Origin of the sequence: Novosphingobium sp. LASN5T (assembly GCF_003856955.1) — a bacterium.
Lineage (GTDB): Bacteria > Pseudomonadota > Alphaproteobacteria > Sphingomonadales > Sphingomonadaceae > Novosphingobium.
This window is the reverse complement of the sequence record NZ_RQSI01000003.1, coordinates 115397-133726: the sequence shown is the minus strand read 5'-3', so window position 1 is coordinate 133726 and position 18330 is coordinate 115397. Positions and strand designations below refer to the sequence as shown.

The 18330-nt window shown below is 65.8% G+C and carries 10 protein-coding genes; all 10 read left to right on the top strand.

What is annotated here, in order from left to right; all coding sequences use genetic code 11:
- Positions 1-6 precede the first annotated feature (6 nt).
- A complete protein-coding gene (gene cysS, locus EH199_RS04100; protein ID WP_124807989.1) occupies positions 7-1476 on the top strand; it encodes a cysteine--tRNA ligase in 1470 nt (489 codons plus the stop codon).
- A gap of 140 nt (positions 1477-1616) precedes the next feature.
- Positions 1617-2555 carry a D-2-hydroxyacid dehydrogenase gene (locus EH199_RS04095; protein ID WP_124807988.1) on the top strand — a complete coding sequence of 313 codons (939 nt, stop codon included), beginning with the start codon at positions 1617-1619 and terminating at the stop codon, positions 2553-2555.
- Positions 2556-2725: 170 nt separating this feature from the next.
- Positions 2726-4390: an acetolactate synthase large subunit gene (locus EH199_RS04090; RefSeq protein WP_124807987.1), complete on the top strand. Its 1665-nt coding sequence runs from the start codon at positions 2726-2728 to the stop codon at positions 4388-4390.
- 111 nt (positions 4391-4501) lie between these two features.
- Positions 4502-5938, top strand: a complete 1437-nt coding sequence (locus tag EH199_RS04085; RefSeq protein ID WP_124807986.1) for an aldehyde dehydrogenase family protein — start codon at positions 4502-4504, stop codon at positions 5936-5938.
- 163 nt (positions 5939-6101) lie between these two features.
- Complete coding sequence (locus tag EH199_RS04080; protein ID WP_124807985.1) at positions 6102-7142, top strand: mannose-1-phosphate guanylyltransferase; 1041 nt, start codon at positions 6102-6104, stop codon at positions 7140-7142.
- A gap of 50 nt (positions 7143-7192) precedes the next feature.
- Complete coding sequence (locus tag EH199_RS04075) at positions 7193-7996, top strand: class I mannose-6-phosphate isomerase (protein WP_223806461.1); 804 nt, start codon at positions 7193-7195, stop codon at positions 7994-7996.
- A 179-nt stretch (positions 7997-8175) separates the two neighbouring features.
- Positions 8176-9594: a multiheme c-type cytochrome gene (locus EH199_RS04070; protein ID WP_124807983.1), complete on the top strand. Its 1419-nt coding sequence runs from the start codon at positions 8176-8178 to the stop codon at positions 9592-9594.
- 17 nt (positions 9595-9611) lie between these two features.
- Positions 9612-11627, top strand: a complete 2016-nt coding sequence (locus EH199_RS04065) for a heme-binding protein (protein ID WP_124808056.1) — start codon at positions 9612-9614, stop codon at positions 11625-11627.
- Positions 11624-13678 carry a hypothetical protein gene (locus EH199_RS04060; RefSeq protein WP_370449658.1) on the top strand — a complete coding sequence of 685 codons (2055 nt, stop codon included), beginning with the start codon at positions 11624-11626 and terminating at the stop codon, positions 13676-13678. The genes EH199_RS04065 and EH199_RS04060 overlap by 4 nt, the downstream gene beginning before the upstream one ends.
- On the top strand, positions 13678-18297 hold the full coding sequence (locus tag EH199_RS04055; RefSeq protein ID WP_124807982.1) for a multiheme c-type cytochrome: 4620 nt from the start codon (positions 13678-13680) through the stop codon (positions 18295-18297). Before EH199_RS04060 ends, EH199_RS04055 begins: the two co-directional genes overlap by 1 nt.
- The last annotated feature ends 33 nt before the right edge of the window (positions 18298-18330 follow it).

Sequence of the window (18330 nt, the reverse complement as noted above, 5' to 3'; positions counted from 1 at the left end):
TGGCCCATGCAACCCACCCCGCCATCCGCCCCGCTCACGCTGTTCAACAGCCTGACCCGCAGCCTTGAGCAATTCCAGCCGGTCCACCCCGGCGAGGCACGGGTCTATTCGTGCGGGCCGACGGTCTACAACTACCCGCACATTGGCAACATGCGCGCCTATGTCTTCGCCGACGTGCTGGGGCGGACGCTGAGCTACAAGGGCTACAGGCTCACCCACGTCATCAACATCACCGATGTCGGCCACCTGACCGACGATGCGGACGCGGGCGAGGACAAGATGGAGAAGATGGCGCGCGCCAGCGCCCAATCCATCTGGGACATCGCGAAGCATTATACCGAAGCCTACTGGGCCGACATTCGCGCGCTCAACATCCGCCAGCCGGCGCACTGGTCGATCGCCACGGACTATGTGCCGCAGATGATCGCGTTCGCCGAAGGCATCGCGGACAAGCACTGCTACGAACTGCCGAGCGGCCTGTATTTCGACGTTTCGACCGTGGCGGACTATGGCCGGCTGGCCCGCGCCGCCACGGAAGAGGGCGAAGGACGCATCGAACAGGTCGACGGCAAGCGCCACCAGGCCGATTTCGCCATTTGGCGCAAGACGCCGCCGGGTGAAAAGCGGCAGATGGAATGGGATTCGCCGTGGGGACGCGGCGCGCCGGGCTGGCATCTCGAATGCTCGGTGATGTCGGGCAAGCTGCTGGGCTTCCCGTTCGACATCCACACTGGCGGCATCGATCACCGCGAAATCCACCATCCTAACGAGATCGCGCAGAACCAGGCGTTCTGCTGCACCAACGGGCTTGACGTGCCGGCCAATTCCGGCGCGAAGGTGTGGATGCACAACAACTTCCTGGTCGAACGGTCCGGCAAGATGTCCAAGTCGTCGGGCGAGTTCCTGCGGCTGCAACTGCTGATCGACCGGGGCTATCACCCGCTCGCCTACCGGATGCTGTGCCTGCAGGCGCACTATCGCAGCGAACTGGAGTTCTCGTGGGAGGGGCTGGCCGCCGCGTTGACCCGGCTCAAGCGGATGCTGATGGCGGTGGGGCAACTGAAAGAGCGCGCACCCGGTGGTCCGGCCGCGGCGCCGGGGCCGAAGTTCGCGCCGTTGCTCGAACGCTTCGATGCCGCCGTGTCCGACGATCTCAACACGCCCATCGCGCTGACCGTGCTGGACGAGCTGATCGCGCTGAAGAAAGTCGATCCGGCGGAGAAGCTGGCCGCGATCGCCGCGATGGACGCGGTACTCGGGCTGGACCTGCTCACGCTCGACCGCGCCGCCTTGCGGCTGCGGCCGAAGGGCGCGGAGATTGCCGAAGTCGAGATCGAGACCATTCTGACCGAACGCAAGGCCGCGCGCGCCGACAAGGACTTCGCGAAGTCTGACGCGCTGCGCGATGAACTGGCGGCGCGGGGCGTCGAGGCGATGGACGGCGATCCGCTGGGCTGGGAGTGGAAGCTCGGCTGATGCGGGCGGTGCAACGCGTCCGGCGATAACGGCGGCACCCCACCATGCGTTCAGGCAGCGCCGACCGTCTGAATCAGTTTCATTGACGAACTCTCCGCGTTACGCTGTCATCAGACAACACCGGGGAGAGAACCGCGTCAATGACCGTGCTCGTGATGAACGCCCTTGCGGCGCCGCTTGTGGAAGGGCATTTGCCCGCCGGTATCGAGCCGCGCTATTTCCGCCACACGGACGAACTGATGGACCTGGCGCCCGAGGCGGAGATCGGCTGGTTCGATCTGCACGACAAGGGCGACATGGCCGAAGCGATCCGCCGCGCGGGCAGGCTGCGCTGGCTCAATTCGATCTATGCCGGCGTCGATGGTTTCCCGCTCGATGTCATGGCGCAGCGCGGGGTGACGTTCACCAACGGGGCCGGGATCAACGCGATCACCATCGCCGAATACGTGATCCTGGGGATGCTCTCGATCGCCAAGGGCTATCGCGAGGTGGTGCGCGCACAGGACCGGCACGAATGGCTGATGGATTCGCCGGGCAAGATGGAACTGGCCGGCAGCCGGGCGCTGCTGCTGGGCTATGGCGCGATCGGCCAGAAGGTGGCGCACCTGCTGAGCGCGTTCGACGTGGACGTGACGGTGGTGCGGCGCACGCCGGGGGAAGGCGTGCTGACGCCGGATGCCTGGCGCGCGCGGCTGGGGGAATTCGACTGGGTGATCCTGGCGGTTCCCGCCACGGGGGAAACGGATGGCATGATCGGGGCGGCCGAACTGGCGGCGATGAAGCCCAGCGCGACGCTGGTCAACGTGGCGCGCGGGTCGGTGGTCGATCAGCCCGCGCTGGTGGCCGCGCTGTCCGAAAAGCGCATCGGCGCGGCCTTTCTCGACGTGACCACGCCCGAGCCACTGCCGCAGGATCATCCGCTGTGGTCGCTGCCCAACGCGCATGTCACCATGCACCTTTCGGGCCGCGCGCAGGACCGGATGTTCCAACGTTCCGTGCAGCGCTTCCTGGGTAACATGCCGCGCTTCCTGGCCGGCGAACCGCTGACGCACGTGGTCGATCTGGCGCGGGGATATTAAGGCGGCGTCTCCGCGCATTGCCGGGTGACTTCGCGCCTGCCGTTTGTTAGGTCTGAGGCCAAGGGACAGGCGCGGAAGCCAGAACGACAACGCCAGCCTGTCCGGGGTCGTATCCGAGTTGGGGAAAGGTCCGCGTCTGGCTGCGCGCGCCTGCTGGGAGCGACCGTTGCATGGCCGAAGGAACTGGCAAGAAAGCGTCCGATCTTTTCGTCGAATGCCTTGAGGAAGAAGGCTGCGAGTACATTTTCGGCGTGCCGGGCGAGGAGAACCTCGACCTGCTCGATTCGCTCTCCCGCTCTGACAGGATCAAGCTGATCCTGACCCGGCACGAACAGGGCGCGGGGTTCATGGCGGCCACCTATGGCCGTCATACCGGCAAGACTGGCGTGTGCATCGCCACGCTGGGGCCGGGCGCCACCAATTTCGTGACGGCCGCCGCCTATGCCACGCTGGGCGGCATGCCCATCCTGATGATTACCGGCCAGAAGCCGATCAAGAAATCCAAGCAGGGCCGCTTCCAGATCCTCGACGTGGTGTCGATGATGCAGCCGATCACCAAGTTCACGCACCAGATGGCGTCTTCCGACAACATCCCCAGCCGCATTCGCGAGGCCTACCGGCTGGCCGAGGAGGAAAAGCCCGGCGCGACGCATATCGAATTGCCCGAGGACATTGCCGACGAATACACCGATTCACGGCCGCTGAAGCGCAGCCTGGTCCGCCGGCCCAACGCGGATGCCAAGTCGGTGCGGCAGGCGGTGCAGGCGCTGGAGGCGGCGAAATCGCCCGTGCTGGTGATCGGTGCCGGTGCCAACCGCACGATGACCAGCCGGATGTTGCTGCAATTCATCGAAAAGACGGGCATCCCGTTCCTGACCACCCAGCTCGGCAAGGGTGTGATCGATGAACGCCACCCCCGGTTCCTGGGATGCGCGGCGCTTTCCGCCGGGGACTTCGTCCACCGCGCGATCGAAGCATCGGACTGCATCGTCAATCTGGGGCACGACGTGATCGAGAAGCCGCCGTTCTTCATGAAGAACGAAGGCGGGCCGACCGTGATCCACGTCTCCACCAAGACGGCCGAAGTCGATCCTGTCTACTTCCCGCATATCGAAGTGATCGGCGATATCGCCAACGCGGTCTGGCAGATGAAGGAGGACATCGTGCCTTCCGGCAGCTGGACGTTCGATCACATGCTGGCCTTCCGCAAGGCGGAGATCGCGCATACCGACAAGCTCGCGGGGGACGCGCGGTTCCCGATCTTCCCGCCGCATCTGGTGCAGCAGGTGCGCGCCACGATGCCGGATGACGGGATCATCTGCCTCGACAACGGCGTGTACAAGATCTGGTTCGCCCGCGGCTATACCGCGTGCCGGCCGAACACGGTGCTGCTTGATAACGCGCTGGCGACGATGGGCGCGGGATTGCCTTCGGCGATGATGAGCGCGATGCTCTATCCCGATCGCAAGGTCATGGCGATCTGCGGCGATGGCGGGTTCATGATGAACAGCCAGGAGATGGAAACGGCCGTTCGCCTGGGCCTCAACCTCACCGTGCTGATCCTCAACGACAGCGCCTATGGCATGATCCGCTGGAAGCAGGCGAACATGGGCTTCAAGGACTTCGGGCTGACTTACAACAACCCGGATTTCGTGAAATATGCCGAAAGCTACGGCGCCAGCGGGCATCGCGTGCAAAGCGCAGCGCACCTTGTCGAACTGCTGGCGCATTGTCGGGATACGCCGGGCGTCCACCTGATCGACTGCCCGGTCGACTATTCGGAAAACGACCAGATCCTGAACAAGGACATCAAGGAACTGTCGAAGGCGCTTTAGGCGCAACCTGTTCCCCTCCCGCTCGCGGGAGGGGCTGGGGGTGGGTATACTCCCGCTCCTGAGAAGGCCCACCCCGGCCCCTCCCGCCAGCGGGAGGGGGGAGTTCGAGATATGGTGCAGTTGAAGGACGTTTATCCGCTCTACCTCAACAACAAGGCGGTGCAGCCCAACGCCGACTTGGAGGTGACCGACAAGTTCACCGGCGAGGTCGCGTTCCGCACCGCGCTGGCCACGCCGGACGTGATCGACGAAGCCATCGCCGGCGCGGTGCGCGCGGCCGAGCCGCTGACGAAACTGGCGAGCTTCGAGCGGCGCGACGTGCTGGACCATTGTGTCGGCCGCTTCCGCGAACGGTTCGACGAACTGTCCTATGCCCTGTGCGTCGAAGCGGGCAAGCCGATCGCCGACGCAGAAGGCGAAGTCGGTCGCCTGATCGACACCTTCCGCATCGCGGCGGAAGAGGCCACGCGCAACTATGGCGAGATTCAGCCGCTCGATATCTCGCCGCGCAGCAAGGGCTACATGGGCATGTGGAAGCGCGTGCCGATCGGGCCGTGCAGCTTCATCAGTCCCTTCAACTTCCCGCTGAACCTGGCCGCGCACAAGATCGCGCCGGCGATCGCGGTCGGCTGCCCGTTCGTGATGAAGCCCGCGTCGATGACGCCGCTGGGCGCGATCATCATCGGCGAAGTGCTGGCCGAATGCGACGTGCTGCCCGAAGGCGCGTTCTCGATCCTGCCGGCCAGCCGCGCCGGATCGGACCTGTTCACCACGGACGAGCGGCTGAAGCTGTTGTCGTTCACCGGCTCACCCGGCGTGGGCTGGGACCTGAAGGCAAAGGCCGGCAAGAAGAAGGTGGTGCTCGAACTGGGCGGCAACGCGGCCGTGATCGTCGACAAGGACGCCGATCTCGACCACGCGCTCGCCCGCATCATCTTCGGCGGCTATTACCAGTCGGGGCAAAGCTGCATCCACGTGCAGCGCGTGATCATCCATGCCGACATCTACGACACGTTTCGCGACATGCTGGCGGCCAAGGTGAAAACGCTCGTCGCCGGTGATCCAAAGCTGCGCGAGACGTTCATCGGCCCGATGATCTCGGCGAAGGAGGCGCAACGGCTCAAGGGCTGGATCGACAACGCCGTGGCCGGCGGCGCCAGGTTGCTGGCGGGCGGCGGGTGCGAAGGCAACATGCTGGAAGCGACCCTGCTGGAAGACGCGCCGCGCGACAGCGACGTCTATCGTGAGGAAGCGTTCGGTCCGGTGGTGATCCTGTCGAAGTTTACCGACTGGGATGCGGCGCTCGATGAAGTCAACGACAGCAAGTTCGGTCTTCAGGCGGGCCTGTTCACCAGCGATCTGCACAAGGTGCTGGAAGCGTGGGACAGGCTTGAAGTGGGCGGTATCGTCGTCAACGACGTATCCAGCTATCGCGTCGACAACATGCCCTATGGCGGTGTGCGGGATTCAGGGCTGGGCCGCGAAGGCATCCGTTTCGCGATGGAAGACATGACCGAAATTCGTAACATGGTTATTCGGCGGGTGTAGTTCGTCTTTATTTCGGCACTGCTGCCCGCGTTCGCGCGGGGTTTCCTAACATGGGACATGCTTATCGGCTACATTGGTTCTTTTAGCCTTGTAACCTTGCCGGGAAAAAGTTTGTCATGGCGTTGGGGTTATGGCAGAGCGGCGGCAGGTAAGACGGGGTATCATGAAGACCATAATTCCTGTTGTTTTGTGCGGCGGCAGCGGCACGCGGCTGTGGCCCAGTTCGCGCAAGGCGATGCCCAAGCCGTTCCTTCCCCTTGTTGGCGACACCACGCTGTTTCAGGCGACCTTGCTGCGCTGTCCACCGGATGCGGGCTTTGGCGATCCGGTGGTCGTCACCGGCACCGCGCACCTCGGGCACGTGGAATCGCAGCTGCCCGATCCGGATCGGACGGCCATCATCGTCGAGCCCGAAGGCAAGAACACGGCCGCCGCCATTGCTCTGGCGGCGCTGCGTCTGCCGGACGACGCGATCATGCTGGTCTGCCCCAGCGATCATCACATCGGCGATCTCGCGGCGTTTCAGGCGGCGGCACAGGCTGCGGCAGCGCTCGCGGCGGATGACTGGCTGGTTTCCTTCGGGATCGCCCCCACCGCGCCGGAAACCGGCTTCGGTTATCTCAAGCATGGCGAAACGATCGGTGATACCGGCGGCTCCAGGGTCGAACGCTTTGTCGAAAAGCCCGATCTTGACCGTGCCCGCCAGTTTCTGGCCGATGGTGGCTATTCGTGGAATGGCGGCATCTTCGCCTTCCGCGCCGGGGCGTTCCTAGCCGAGCTGGCAACGCATCGCCCTGCGCTTGCCGCCGCCGTGCGCGAAGCGGTGGAGAAGGGCGTGGAGGAAGGGCATCGCTTCCATCCCGATGCGGCCGCCTTCGCCGCGATCGAAGGCGAATCGGTAGACTACGCGGTGATGGAGAACACCGTTCGCGCGGCCATGGTGCCGGCGGTGATGACCTGGTCCGACATCGGCAACTGGCAGGCGTTGCACGAGGCGCTGGAGCGCGATGGTGCGGGCAACGCGATCAAGGGGCGGGTGGAACTGAAGGATTGCGCCAACGTTCTGGTGCAGACCGATGGCCCGCGCGTGTCCGTGGTCGGCGCCACAAACTTGATCGTGGTGGTCGACAAGGACGAGGTGCTGGTCTGCACGCCGGAAGGCGCGCAACTCGTCGGTAAGCTGTCGGGCGCGGCAAACCAGTAGCGCTCGCGGGATGGCCCGCAGGGGTTGCGGCACGCGTTGAGGTCCGGTTGATGAAGCTCACCACCCGATCCGTTGAGAAGCCTTGGGGGCGTGATACCCTGCCGGCCCCATTCCCACCGCCGCATGGCGGCGCGCGCATTGGCGAAATCTGGTTCGTGCCGCCGCTCGAACTGCCCTCGCTGCTGGTCAAGTACATCTTCACGTCCGAAAAGCTCTCGGTGCAGGTCCACCCTTCCGATGCGCAAGCGGCCGCCATGGGCGAATCCGATGGCGGCAAGGAGGAGTGCTGGCTGGTGATCGATGCCGAGCCGGGCGCAACGCTGGGAGTCGGTTTCCGCGAAACGGTCGATCGGGAAACGCTGCGCGCCGCTGCGCTGGACGGGTCTATCGAGGATATGCTGGTGTGGCATCCCGTGCAGGCGGGCGATTTCTTCTACATTCCGGCAGGTACCGTCCACGCCATTGGCGCGGGGGTCAGCCTGATCGAAATCCAGCAGAACAGCGACATCACCTATCGCCTCTACGACTACGGCCGCCCGCGCGAGTTGCATCTGGACCGGGGGATGGCCGTGGCGCGGGGCGTGCCGCTCGATCCCGCGCTGCGGCGCGTGATTCCGCCGGAAGGCACCGTGGAGCTGGCCAGCGGGCCTTACTTCACCGCGCATCGCGTCGATGGCGTCCCGGATGCCGCGCTGGCAGATGCCTATGCCGGGCCGTGCCTGATCGTGCCGCGTCGTGGCGAGGCGGTGGTTGAAGGGGAAGCCGTGCGGCCCGGCGAATGCGCCAGCGCCCCCGGTATCGACGCGGTGCGCTTCGATCCCGCAGGGCAGACGATCGTCATTCGTCCTGCCTGAGCAGCCGCGCGGCAAAAAACGCCTTCAATGCCAGCGCCAAAGCGAAATCAGGGCTTGAACCCGAAGGGGTGTCTCGCCTAGTCTGCAATCGCGGGGTCGCATTGCAGCACTACCGGTTCGCGTGGAGTGAAGAGGCAAAAGCTTCCACTCCTTTCCGCTACCGGCAGGAACGAGGGGCAATGCTGGGCAATTCGATCCATCCGAAGCGGCTTTCGACCGCTTTCCGGTCCGTCCCGCGATTGGGTTTTCTGGCTGCGATTCTGTGCGTCCTGATGGCGTGCGCTGCGCTGTCGGCTGCCCTGTTCGTTCCCGCCGCGCCGCTGCAAGCCCAGAACGCGGGCGGCTCACTCCGCGCGCATCAGGGCGTGGCAAGCTGTGCCGGCTCAACCTGCCATGGCCGCAGCGTGGCCGATGGCACGCCGGTGCGGCAGGACGAACTGCTGCGCTGGCAGGAAGAATCCTCGCCCACCGGCGCGCATAGCCGCGCCTATCGCGCCATCGTGGAGCCGCGCGGGCAGGCGATCGTCCGCCGCATGGGGCTGGATGCCGCCGGCGTGCAGCGTGAATGCCTGGGGTGCCACGCCACGCCGGGCGCCGTGCGCGTGGCCGATGGCGTCGATTGCGAAGCCTGCCATGGCAATGCCGGCGGCTGGCTCTCCACCCACTATACCGTCGGCGCCAGCCACGGGCGCAACGTTGCGCAGGGGATGACCGACCTGACCAGCCCGCGGGTGCGCGCGCAGGTCTGCCTCGATTGCCACTTGTCCGGGGACGGCAAGGGGCAGTTCATCGCCCACCGCATCATGGCGGCGGGTCACCCGCGCATCTCGTTCGAACTGGACCTGTTCTCGACGCTCCAGGCCCATCATAACGAGGATTCGGACTATGCCCAGCGCAAGGGGGGCAAGACCAACGGGATGCGGATGTGGGCCGTGGGTCAGGCGGAAGCGGTCAAGCGCTCGCTCGAACTGTTCAGCCAGCCGGGCAAGGCCAGTGACGGCCTCTTCCCCGAATTCACGTTCTTCGATTGCCATTCGTGCCACCGCCGCATCTATGACAGCGACGAGGCGACGGTGACGGCGATGCCCAATCCCGGCCGCCCGATTCACGCGGGGATGCCGCCTTACAACGACGAGAACATGATCATGCTGCTGGCGGCGGCACGGGTGATCGCGCCCGATCTGGCCACCACGTTCGATGCGCGCAGCAAGGCGTTCCACCGCGCGATGGGCGAAGGCCGGCCGCAGACGGTGCAGGCAGCCCAAGCCTTGCGGCAGGCGGCGGACACGCTTTCGACCCGTTTCGCCGGCGCCTCATTCACCCGCGAACAGACCTTCGCGGTGATGGACGCCATCGCCAGCGACGCGGTGTCGGAACGCTTCACCGATTACGAAGGCGCGGTGCAGTCGGTCATGGCGATCGACACGCTGCTCAACGGCCTGGTCAATCAGGGCGCGGTTTCGGGCGGGTCCGCCAACGGCCTGCGCGTGCAGATCAACCAGGCCTATGCGGCGGTGCGAGACCCCAACGGGTTCCAGCCGATCGCTTTCCGCCGTGCGCTGGGCGGGGCCATTCGCAGCATCCGGAGCCTGCGCTGATGCCGGAGTCTGCACGGATGAAGGTAAAGCTGGCCCTGCGTCAGGCGGCTGCTTCCGGTGTGATCGCCAACCGGGCGGTAGCGATTCTGGCATCGTTTTCGCTCGCGCTGGCCGGTTGCGGGGGAGGCGGCGGTTCTTCGCCCGCGCCTTCGCCCACGCCGACACCCACCAGCAGCGCCCGCGTCTATGCCACGCCCGGGCAGGAAGCGCTGACGCCGGACGACGTGAAGAAGATCATCGCGCAAGCGGTGGGAGAGGCGCGCGCGCTCAACTATCCGGCGATCGTCGCGGTGGTCGACCGGGTCGGCAACGTGCTCGCGGTGTTCCGGATGAACGGCGCGCTGACGCGGATGGACACCAGCCGCCGCACCGCCACCGGGGAAATCAGCCCGCGCGAGGTCGATGCGCAGGGGCTGACCGTGGAAGCGACGATGGGCGCGATCGCCAAGGCGATCACCGGCGCCTATCTGTCGAGCGGCGGCAACGCCTTTTCCACGCGCACGGCCAGCATGATCGTGCAGGAACATTTCCCGCCCGCGCCGAACACGCCGGGGCTGGAAAGCGGCCCGCTGTTCGGGGTGCAGTTCAGCCAGTTGCCATGTTCCGACCTCAACACGCGCTATATTACCAACAACCTGGGCGCGGCGGCGTTCATCGGGCCGAAGCGGTCGCCGCTGGGCCTCGCCGCTGATCCGGGCGGGTTCCCGCTCTACAAGAACGGCGTGGTGGTCGGTGGGATCGGCGTCATGGCCGATGGCGATTACGGCTATGACCCGAACGTCGCCGACGTGGACGGCGATCCCGAGGAATACATGGCGCTGGCCGGCATCCAGGGCTTTGCCCCGCCGGACAGCATCGTCGCCAACATGATCCCGGTCGATGGCTCGACCTTGCGCTTTTCGGACGCGCGGGTGGAAGGGCTGCACGCGCTCCAGACCGATTTCAACGCGATCAACAACACCGTGGGCACGCTGGTTCCGGTGAACGGATACTATCCCGGCGGCGTGGTGCTGGCGGGAACGGCCTATGGCACCGAAGCCAGCGGCTACCGCTATGCCACGTCGGGCGAGTTCGCGAACGCCGATGCCTTCGTGCTGACGGACGGATCGGGCAACGATCGCTACCCCATTCGCGGCGGCACCGATGGCGCGGACGTTACCCAGCCGCTTACCGCCGCCGAAGTGCGCGCGGTGCTGGAAGAAGCGTTCAAGGTGATGAGCCGCGCCCGCGCGCAGATTCGCCGCCCCCTCGACAGCCGCGCGCAGGTGACGATCTCCATGGTCGATACCTATGGGGCGCCGCTTGGCGTGGTGCGCGGGCCAGACGCGCCGATCTTCGGCACCGATGTCTCGCTCCAGAAGGCTCGCACCGCCGCGTTTTTCTCCGGGCCGAATGCCGCCGCGCAGTTGACCGGCGATCTTGACGCCGAAATTCCGGCATTCGTCCAGCGCGTGCGCGATTTTCTGGGCGATCAGACCGCGCTGACCGGCAAGGTCGCCTTTGCCGACCGTTCGGGCGGCAACCTTTCGCGCCCGTTCTTCCCCGATGGCGAAGTGGGGCGGCCCAATGGCCCGCTCTCGCGCCCGATTACCGATTTCAGCCCGTTCGCTACCGGCCTGCAGATCGCGCTGGTCAAGGCGAACCTGATCCAGCACGCGGTCTTCGTCGAAGGCTCGCTGAAGGCGCAGGATGTGGTGCAGCAATGTACGGCCGTTCCCGACGCACCCAACGGCAAGAAGCGGCTGGCCAACGGCATCCAGATCTTTCCCGGCTCGGTGCCGATCTATCGCGGTCGCCAACTGGTCGGCGCAATCGGTATTTCCGGTGACGGCATCGATCAAGACGACATGATCGCGTTTCTGGGCGCGAACAACGGCGGGTTGCGCGTGGGCACGATCGGCAACGCGCCCAAGGACATGCGGGCCGATACGATCGTGGTCAACGTGGGGCAGGGCGTGCGGCTGCGTTACGTGAATTGCCCGTTCGCGCCGTTCCTCGACAGCAACGAACAGAACGTCTGCGAGGGCCTGTGATCGAAACCGCCGCCCTGTTCCTGCCTGTGCTTACCGCCACCACGCCGCTGCCGGCTGCGGCTGTCGCGCCCGGCGCCCTGGTTCCGGCTGTGGCGCTGATGCAGTCCGCGCCTGTGTCTGCCGAAACGGCAGGCGGCAGCGCACCGGCGCTGGCGCCGGAGGCAGCAACATCGGGCGCGCCGGAGGCGGCATCACCACCCGCGTTGCCGGGCGGCGCAACAGAAGCGGACGACGCCCTGATCGACGGACGCCGCCGCCCCGGCTTCAACAAGGAACTGCCCGACAAGGTCGACCAGACCAACCCCGGCGCGGTTTCCGCCCCGCCGCCCGAAGCCTATTACGACAAGTACGATGGCGAAGGCCCCGTCGGCGCGCTTGGCCTCGATGTTGGCGTGCCGGATCGCTGGCGCATCATGGGGTCGCTCTGCCCCAAGAAGGACCCGCAGACCGGCGCGCGCGATCGTGCGCTGTTCACGCTGTTCCCCAAGCTGGAATACGTCTGCCATTCCACGCTCGATCCCTTCCACCATTCGCTGCTGAAGGGCGACCATCCGCTGTCGAAAGGCCAGCGCCCGGGCTTCCTCAAGGGTGACGACTGGTTCTTCATCGCCAACGCGGTGTCGGACACGGTGATCGAGCCGCGCACGTTCCCGATTCCCGTGGGCAACCAGACCACCACGCGGCCCAATTCGATCGACGTGTTCGGACAAAGCAACAGCCTGGTCCTGTCGCAGACCTTCATCGCGGGCTTTTCGCTGCTCAAGGGCATGACCGCGTTCAAGCCGCCCGTCATCGAATACCGCGTGGCCGTGGGCGCCAACATCACCCATGTCGAAGTGCCCGAACGCCGCGTGCTCTATGTGGAACCCTCGAAAGGCACCACGCGCACCACCGGCTTCGTCGGCCTGCAGGAAGCCTTCATCGACTACCACATCGGCCGGTTCGATACGAAGCGCTACGATTTCGTCTCGCTGCGCGCCGGCATCCAGCCGTTTCAGTCGGACTTCCGCGGCTTTCTGTTCAACGACAACCAGCTGGGCGTACGCCTGTTCGGCAACCGCGACAACAACCGCTGGCAGTTCAACCTCGCCGCGTTCTGGCGGATCGAGAAGGACACCAATTCCGGGTTGAACGACGTGACGCAGCCGCTGCGCCGCGACTGGATCTTCACCGGCAACATCTACCGCCAGGATTTCCCGTTCGTCGGGCTGACCAGCCAGGTTTCGCTCACCTACAACATGAACCGGGAAAACCGCTACAAGTCGGACAAGAACGGCTTTCCCGCGCGCCCTGCGCTGCTCGGCGATATCCGCCCGCGCCAGTACGACGTGGTCTACATCGGTTATGCGGCGGACGGCCACGTCGGCCGGATGAACCTGACCGCGCAGGCCTATGCCGCGCTGGGGGAGGACCGCAACAGCTTCATCACCAGCCGCCCGGCCGTCATCAAGGCGTTCATGGCGGCGGCCGAAGCCAGCTACGACATCAACTGGATGCGCTTCCGCCTTTCCGGCCTGTGGGCCAGCGGCGACAGCAATCCCTATGACGGCACCGAAGGCGGCTTCGACGCCATCTTCGAGAACCCGCAGTTCGCCGGGGCCGATACCAGCTACTGGATTCGCCAGTCGATCCCGTTCGCGGGCGGTGGCCGCGCGGTGTCGCTCAACGGCCGCAACGGCATTCTCAATTCGCTGCGCACGTCGAAGGAACTGGGCCAGTCGAACTTCCTCAATCCCGGCACGGTGCTGGCCGGGGTGGGGGGGGATTTCGATCTGCTGCCCACGCTGCGCGTCTCCGCCAACGTGAACCACCTGTGGTTCCAGAACACCCGCATCCTGCAGGTCCTGCGCAACGAGGGCTCGATTCCCAACAGCATCGGCTGGGATACCTCCGTTTCCGCGATCTGGCGGCCCAACGCCTCGCAGAATCTGGTGTTCCGCCTGTCGGGCGCCGTGCTGCACGCCGGCAGCGGTTTCCGTGACCTCTTCGCGCAGGAAGGTGGCGGCAGCCGCTACTACTCCGTCCTCGCCAACGCGACACTGGCCTTCTGATGACCCAGCCTTCCGCCTTCCGCCGTCCTGCCGCCCTGTTTCGCCGGCTTCGCGCCCTGCCGCTGGCGTGGCTGCTCGCCGCCTTGGCCGTCCTGGCCGTGCCCAGCGCGCTGTGGGCCTCGGGCGAGGAAGTGCCGCAGAAGGTCAAGTATGTCCGCGCCCCCGCCGCCCCGCGCGGCCAGCCGGGCGATACGGCGGAGGAGCAATGGGCCTTCGTCGACCAGAAAAACGCCGGTTGCGTCAGCTGCCACACCGCCAGCGATCACAAGACCATGCACGCCAGCCCGGCGGTGGTGCTCTCCTGCGTCGATTGCCATGGCGGCAACAACCAGGTCGTCGCGGACCGGAGCTGGAACCGGGGCAGCATGGAATACGTGGGCGCGATGAAGGACGCCCACGTCCTGCCGCGCTTCCCGGTGGCGTGGGGCTGGCCTTCCTCGGCCAATCCCAAGCGCTCCTACGCGCTGCTGGCCAAGGAAAGCCCGGAATTCATCCGCTTCGTGAACCCGTCGGACTATCGCGTCGCCCGCGATTCCTGCGGGGCCTGCCACATGAACATCATCGAGGCGTCGGAACGTTCGCTGATGTCCACCGGCGCGATGCTGTGGGGCGGCGCGGCCTATAACAACGGCATCGTCCCCTTCAAGAACTACATGTTCGGGGAAAGCTTCACCCGCCAGGGCGAACCCGCGCTGCTCAAGTCCGCGTCGAAGGAAATCGGGCCGGACGGGAAGCCGATGTGGGGCACCGTCACCCCGCAGGAAAAGGCGCGCGGCGCGCTGCCCGTGCTCTATCCGCTGCCGCGCTGGCACACGATCCCGCCGGCGGACGTGTTCCGCGTGTTCGAGGATGGCGGTCGCACGATCAACCCGCAGTTCCCCGAAATCGGCCTGCCCAACTCGACCGGTCTGATCCAGCGGCTCGACGAGCCGGGCCGCCCCGATCTCAAGCAGTCGAACCGCGGCCCCGCCACGGGCCTGCGCGTCGCCATTCCGGTGCTGAACATCCACAAGACGCGCCTGAACGACCCGTTCCTGTTCCAGATGGGCACCAACGATCAGCCGGGCGATTACCGCTCCTCGGGCTGCGCCTCGTGCCACGTCATCTACGCCAACGATCGCGAGCCGCGCCACAGCCTGAACTATGGCAAGTGCGGGCGCGACGGGCAGACGATCACCGCCGATCCCACGATCAACTCGCTGCGCGAAGGCCAGCACCGTGCCGGCAAGTACGGCAGCTATGACGCGGCGAAGGAAGAGCACAAGACGCGCGTGCGCGGCACCGTGTTGGGGGGGCAGGGCGGCTATCTGCAGGCCGATGCCAGCGATTCCGCCGCGTCCAAGGACCTGGCCGGCGACTGCGCGCGCGCCATTGCTTCGGCGGAACAGCTCACGTTCTCGCCCGCTGCCGGCGTCGCGCCGCACGGGTCGATGGACGCGCACGCCATGGGCCAGGCCGAAGCGCACGCGACGGCCGGGCTCGACAAGGCGGGCCATGCCGTGCCCGCCCCTGCCGGCGGTCATGAGGGCGGTCCGGTGGCGATGCAGGACCGCGAACGCGGCCACCCGCTGGTCCACGCCTTCACCCGCGCCATCCCCACGGCGCAGTGCATGAACTGCCACATGCACCAGCCCAACATCTTCCTGAACACCTACCTCGGCTACATCATGTGGGACTACGAATCCGATGCGGATTCGATGTGGCCGGGGCCGGAGAATCGCGCGCCGAAGCCGGCGGGCATGTCCGACGCGGACTACCAGCGCATCTTCAAGAAGCAGTTCCACCCGAACATGGCCGAAGCGCGCGAGATTCTCGATCGCAATCCGGAAGCGGCCTCGACCCATGGCCTGTGGCGCGACGTGGAGTTCCTGCGCAACGTCTATGACCTGAACCCGCAGCTCAAGAACACGCAGTTCGCGGACTACCACGGCCACGGCTGGAACTTCCGCGCGATCCTGAAGCGCGACCGGCGCGGCAACCTGCTGGACGATGAAGGCGATATGTCGAGCTACGGCACCGACAAGGCGCACATCGTCAATCCGGACGATCCGGAAAAGTGGCGCAAGAGCGGTGCCAATGGGACCATGGAGGGCAAGTTCGTCGAGCCGGGTCCCGACAATCCCGGCAAGGCGGTCCACATGATGGACATCCACGCCCAGCTCGGCATGCAGTGCGCCGATTGCCACTTCTCGCAGGACAGCCACGGCAACGGCATGATCATGGGCGAAGTGGCCAACGCGGTGGAGATCGGCTGCAAGGACTGCCACGGCACGCCCGACGCCTATCCCACGCTGATGACGTCTAACCTCGCCGCGCCGCCCAAGGGCAACAACCTCAGCCTGCTGCGCAACGCCGACGGCCAGCGCCGGTTCGAATGGATGAAGGCGGCCGACGGGCGCCGCGTGCTGATCCAGCGCTCGATCATCGATCCCAACCTCTCCTGGCGGGTCAGCCTGGTGAAGGATTCGGTCGACGCGCGCTTTGCCGGCAAGGTCGATGATCTGGGCAAGCCGATCTTCAATCCCAAGGCGGCGCGGGCCAAGCTGATGGCGAAATCCGCTGCGCAGGATGGGGTGTACAAGTTCGGCACCGGCGTGCCCAAGGAACAGCGCGCCCACCGCGATGACGACATGGCGTGCTTCACCTGCCACCTCTCGTGGACCACGTCGTGCGCCGGCTGCCACCTGCCGATCGAGGCGAACTGGAAGTCCACCACGCACAAGTACGAAGAGGACTACACCCGCAACTACGCGACCTATAACCCCCAGGTCGCGCGCGACGACATGTTCCAGCTCGGCAAGCACCAGCGCAACAAGACCTCGGGTTCCGATCCGGTGCAGTTCGACAAGGACGGCAACCCCGTCAGCGGCAAGGCGATCACCGCGCCGATCCGCTCGTCCTCGGCGCTGATCCTGTCGTCCACCAACATCAACCGCGAACGGATCTACGTGCAGCAGCCGCCGATCTCGGCGATCGGCTATTCCTCGCAGGCGTTCGCGCCGCACTTCCCGCACACCGTCCGCAAGAACGAGACCAAGCAGTGCACCGACTGCCACCTCAGCCAGCAGGACGATAACAACGCGATCATGGCGCAGCTGCTGCTGCTCGGCACCAATTACGTGAACTTCGTCGGCATGAACGCCTGGTTCGGGCTGGACGGCGGGTTCGAGGCGGTGCGCGTCACCGAATGGGACGAGCCGCAGGCGGTGATCGGCAGCTATCTCCACCGCTATGCCTATCCGGACTACTGGAAGCAGCACGTCGAGAAGAACGGCCGCGAGCTGAAGGACTGGACGCGCGGCGGGGTGATCGACGGCAAGCTCTCCGAAGAGACCAAGGGACGCGAACAGTTCACCAACGTCACCAAGGGCACATCGGACGCGGTCCGCTGCCTGCAGATGCGGGGCGAATACATGTTCGTGGCCGAAGGGAAGGGCGGCTTCCGCGCCTATGATATCGCCTCGGTCAGCAACAAGGGTTTCTCGGAACGGATCACCACTGCGCCGTTCTCGCCGCTGGGGCATGACACGCATGTGGATACGAAGAACGCCACCTGCATGGCGCTGCCCACCAACCAGGCGATCGCGCCCACGCGCAACACGCCGGAGCTGCGCCATCTGAACCAGGAACAGCCGTTCTCGCCGATCTACCACTACGCCTTCGTCACCGATGCCGTGGAAGGGCTGATCGCGGTCAACGTCGATACGCTGGCCGATGGCGAGTTCCGCAACAACTTCTTCCGCCGCGCGCTGACGTTCAATCCGGACGGCGTCCTGACGGGGGCGCGGCACATCACGCTTGCAGGTGACTATGCCTATATCGTCACCGACAAGGCGCTGGTCACCGTCCACCTCCCCAAGCCCTGGTCGCCGGGCAAGCCCTGCGAGGCGAGCGAGGAGAAGGGCGGTGAGACCTGCCTCGATCCACGCGTCACCTCGGTCGTGCCGCTCAAGGACCCGCGCTCTACGGCTGTGCAGTTCCGCTACCTGTGGGTGACGACGGCCAACGGGCTTGAGCTGATGGACGTGACAAACCTGGCGCGGCCGGTGCCGGTGCCGCAGGCCACCGTTCCGCTGGCCGATGCCCGCCGCGTCTATGTCGCCCGCACCTATGCCTATGTCGCGGCCAAGGCGCAGGGGCTGGTGATCGTGGACGTGACCGCGCCCACGCGCCCGGCGATCCAGCAAGCGTTCACCGCCGACGGGCAGTTGAACGATGCCGAGGATGTGATCGTCGCTTCCACCAACGCCTCGCTGTTCGCCTATGTCGCGGACGGGCGGAACGGGATGAAGGTGGTGCAGCTTACCTCACCGTCCAGCCAGCCGAACTTCTACGGCTTCTCGCCCGAACCCCGGCCGGAACTGATCGCGTGGGCGCACACGCCCAGCCCGGCGCTGGCGCTCTCTAAGGGGCTGGATCGCGATCGCGGCGTGGATGAAACCGGCGGGCAGATCGCCATCTTCGGCCGGCTGGGATCGCGTCCGTTCAACCGTGCTGAGATGGAGGAACTGTTCCTCAACGATCGCAGGGAACCGTTCCGGGTCTCGAACGCTGTCGACATGAATCTCTGGGTAGGGGCGACAACTGCACCGCAGCTGATGGCCCGCACCGACCGCTAGTTTGCGCTTCTGACGGTTTGTGGAGAGGAATGG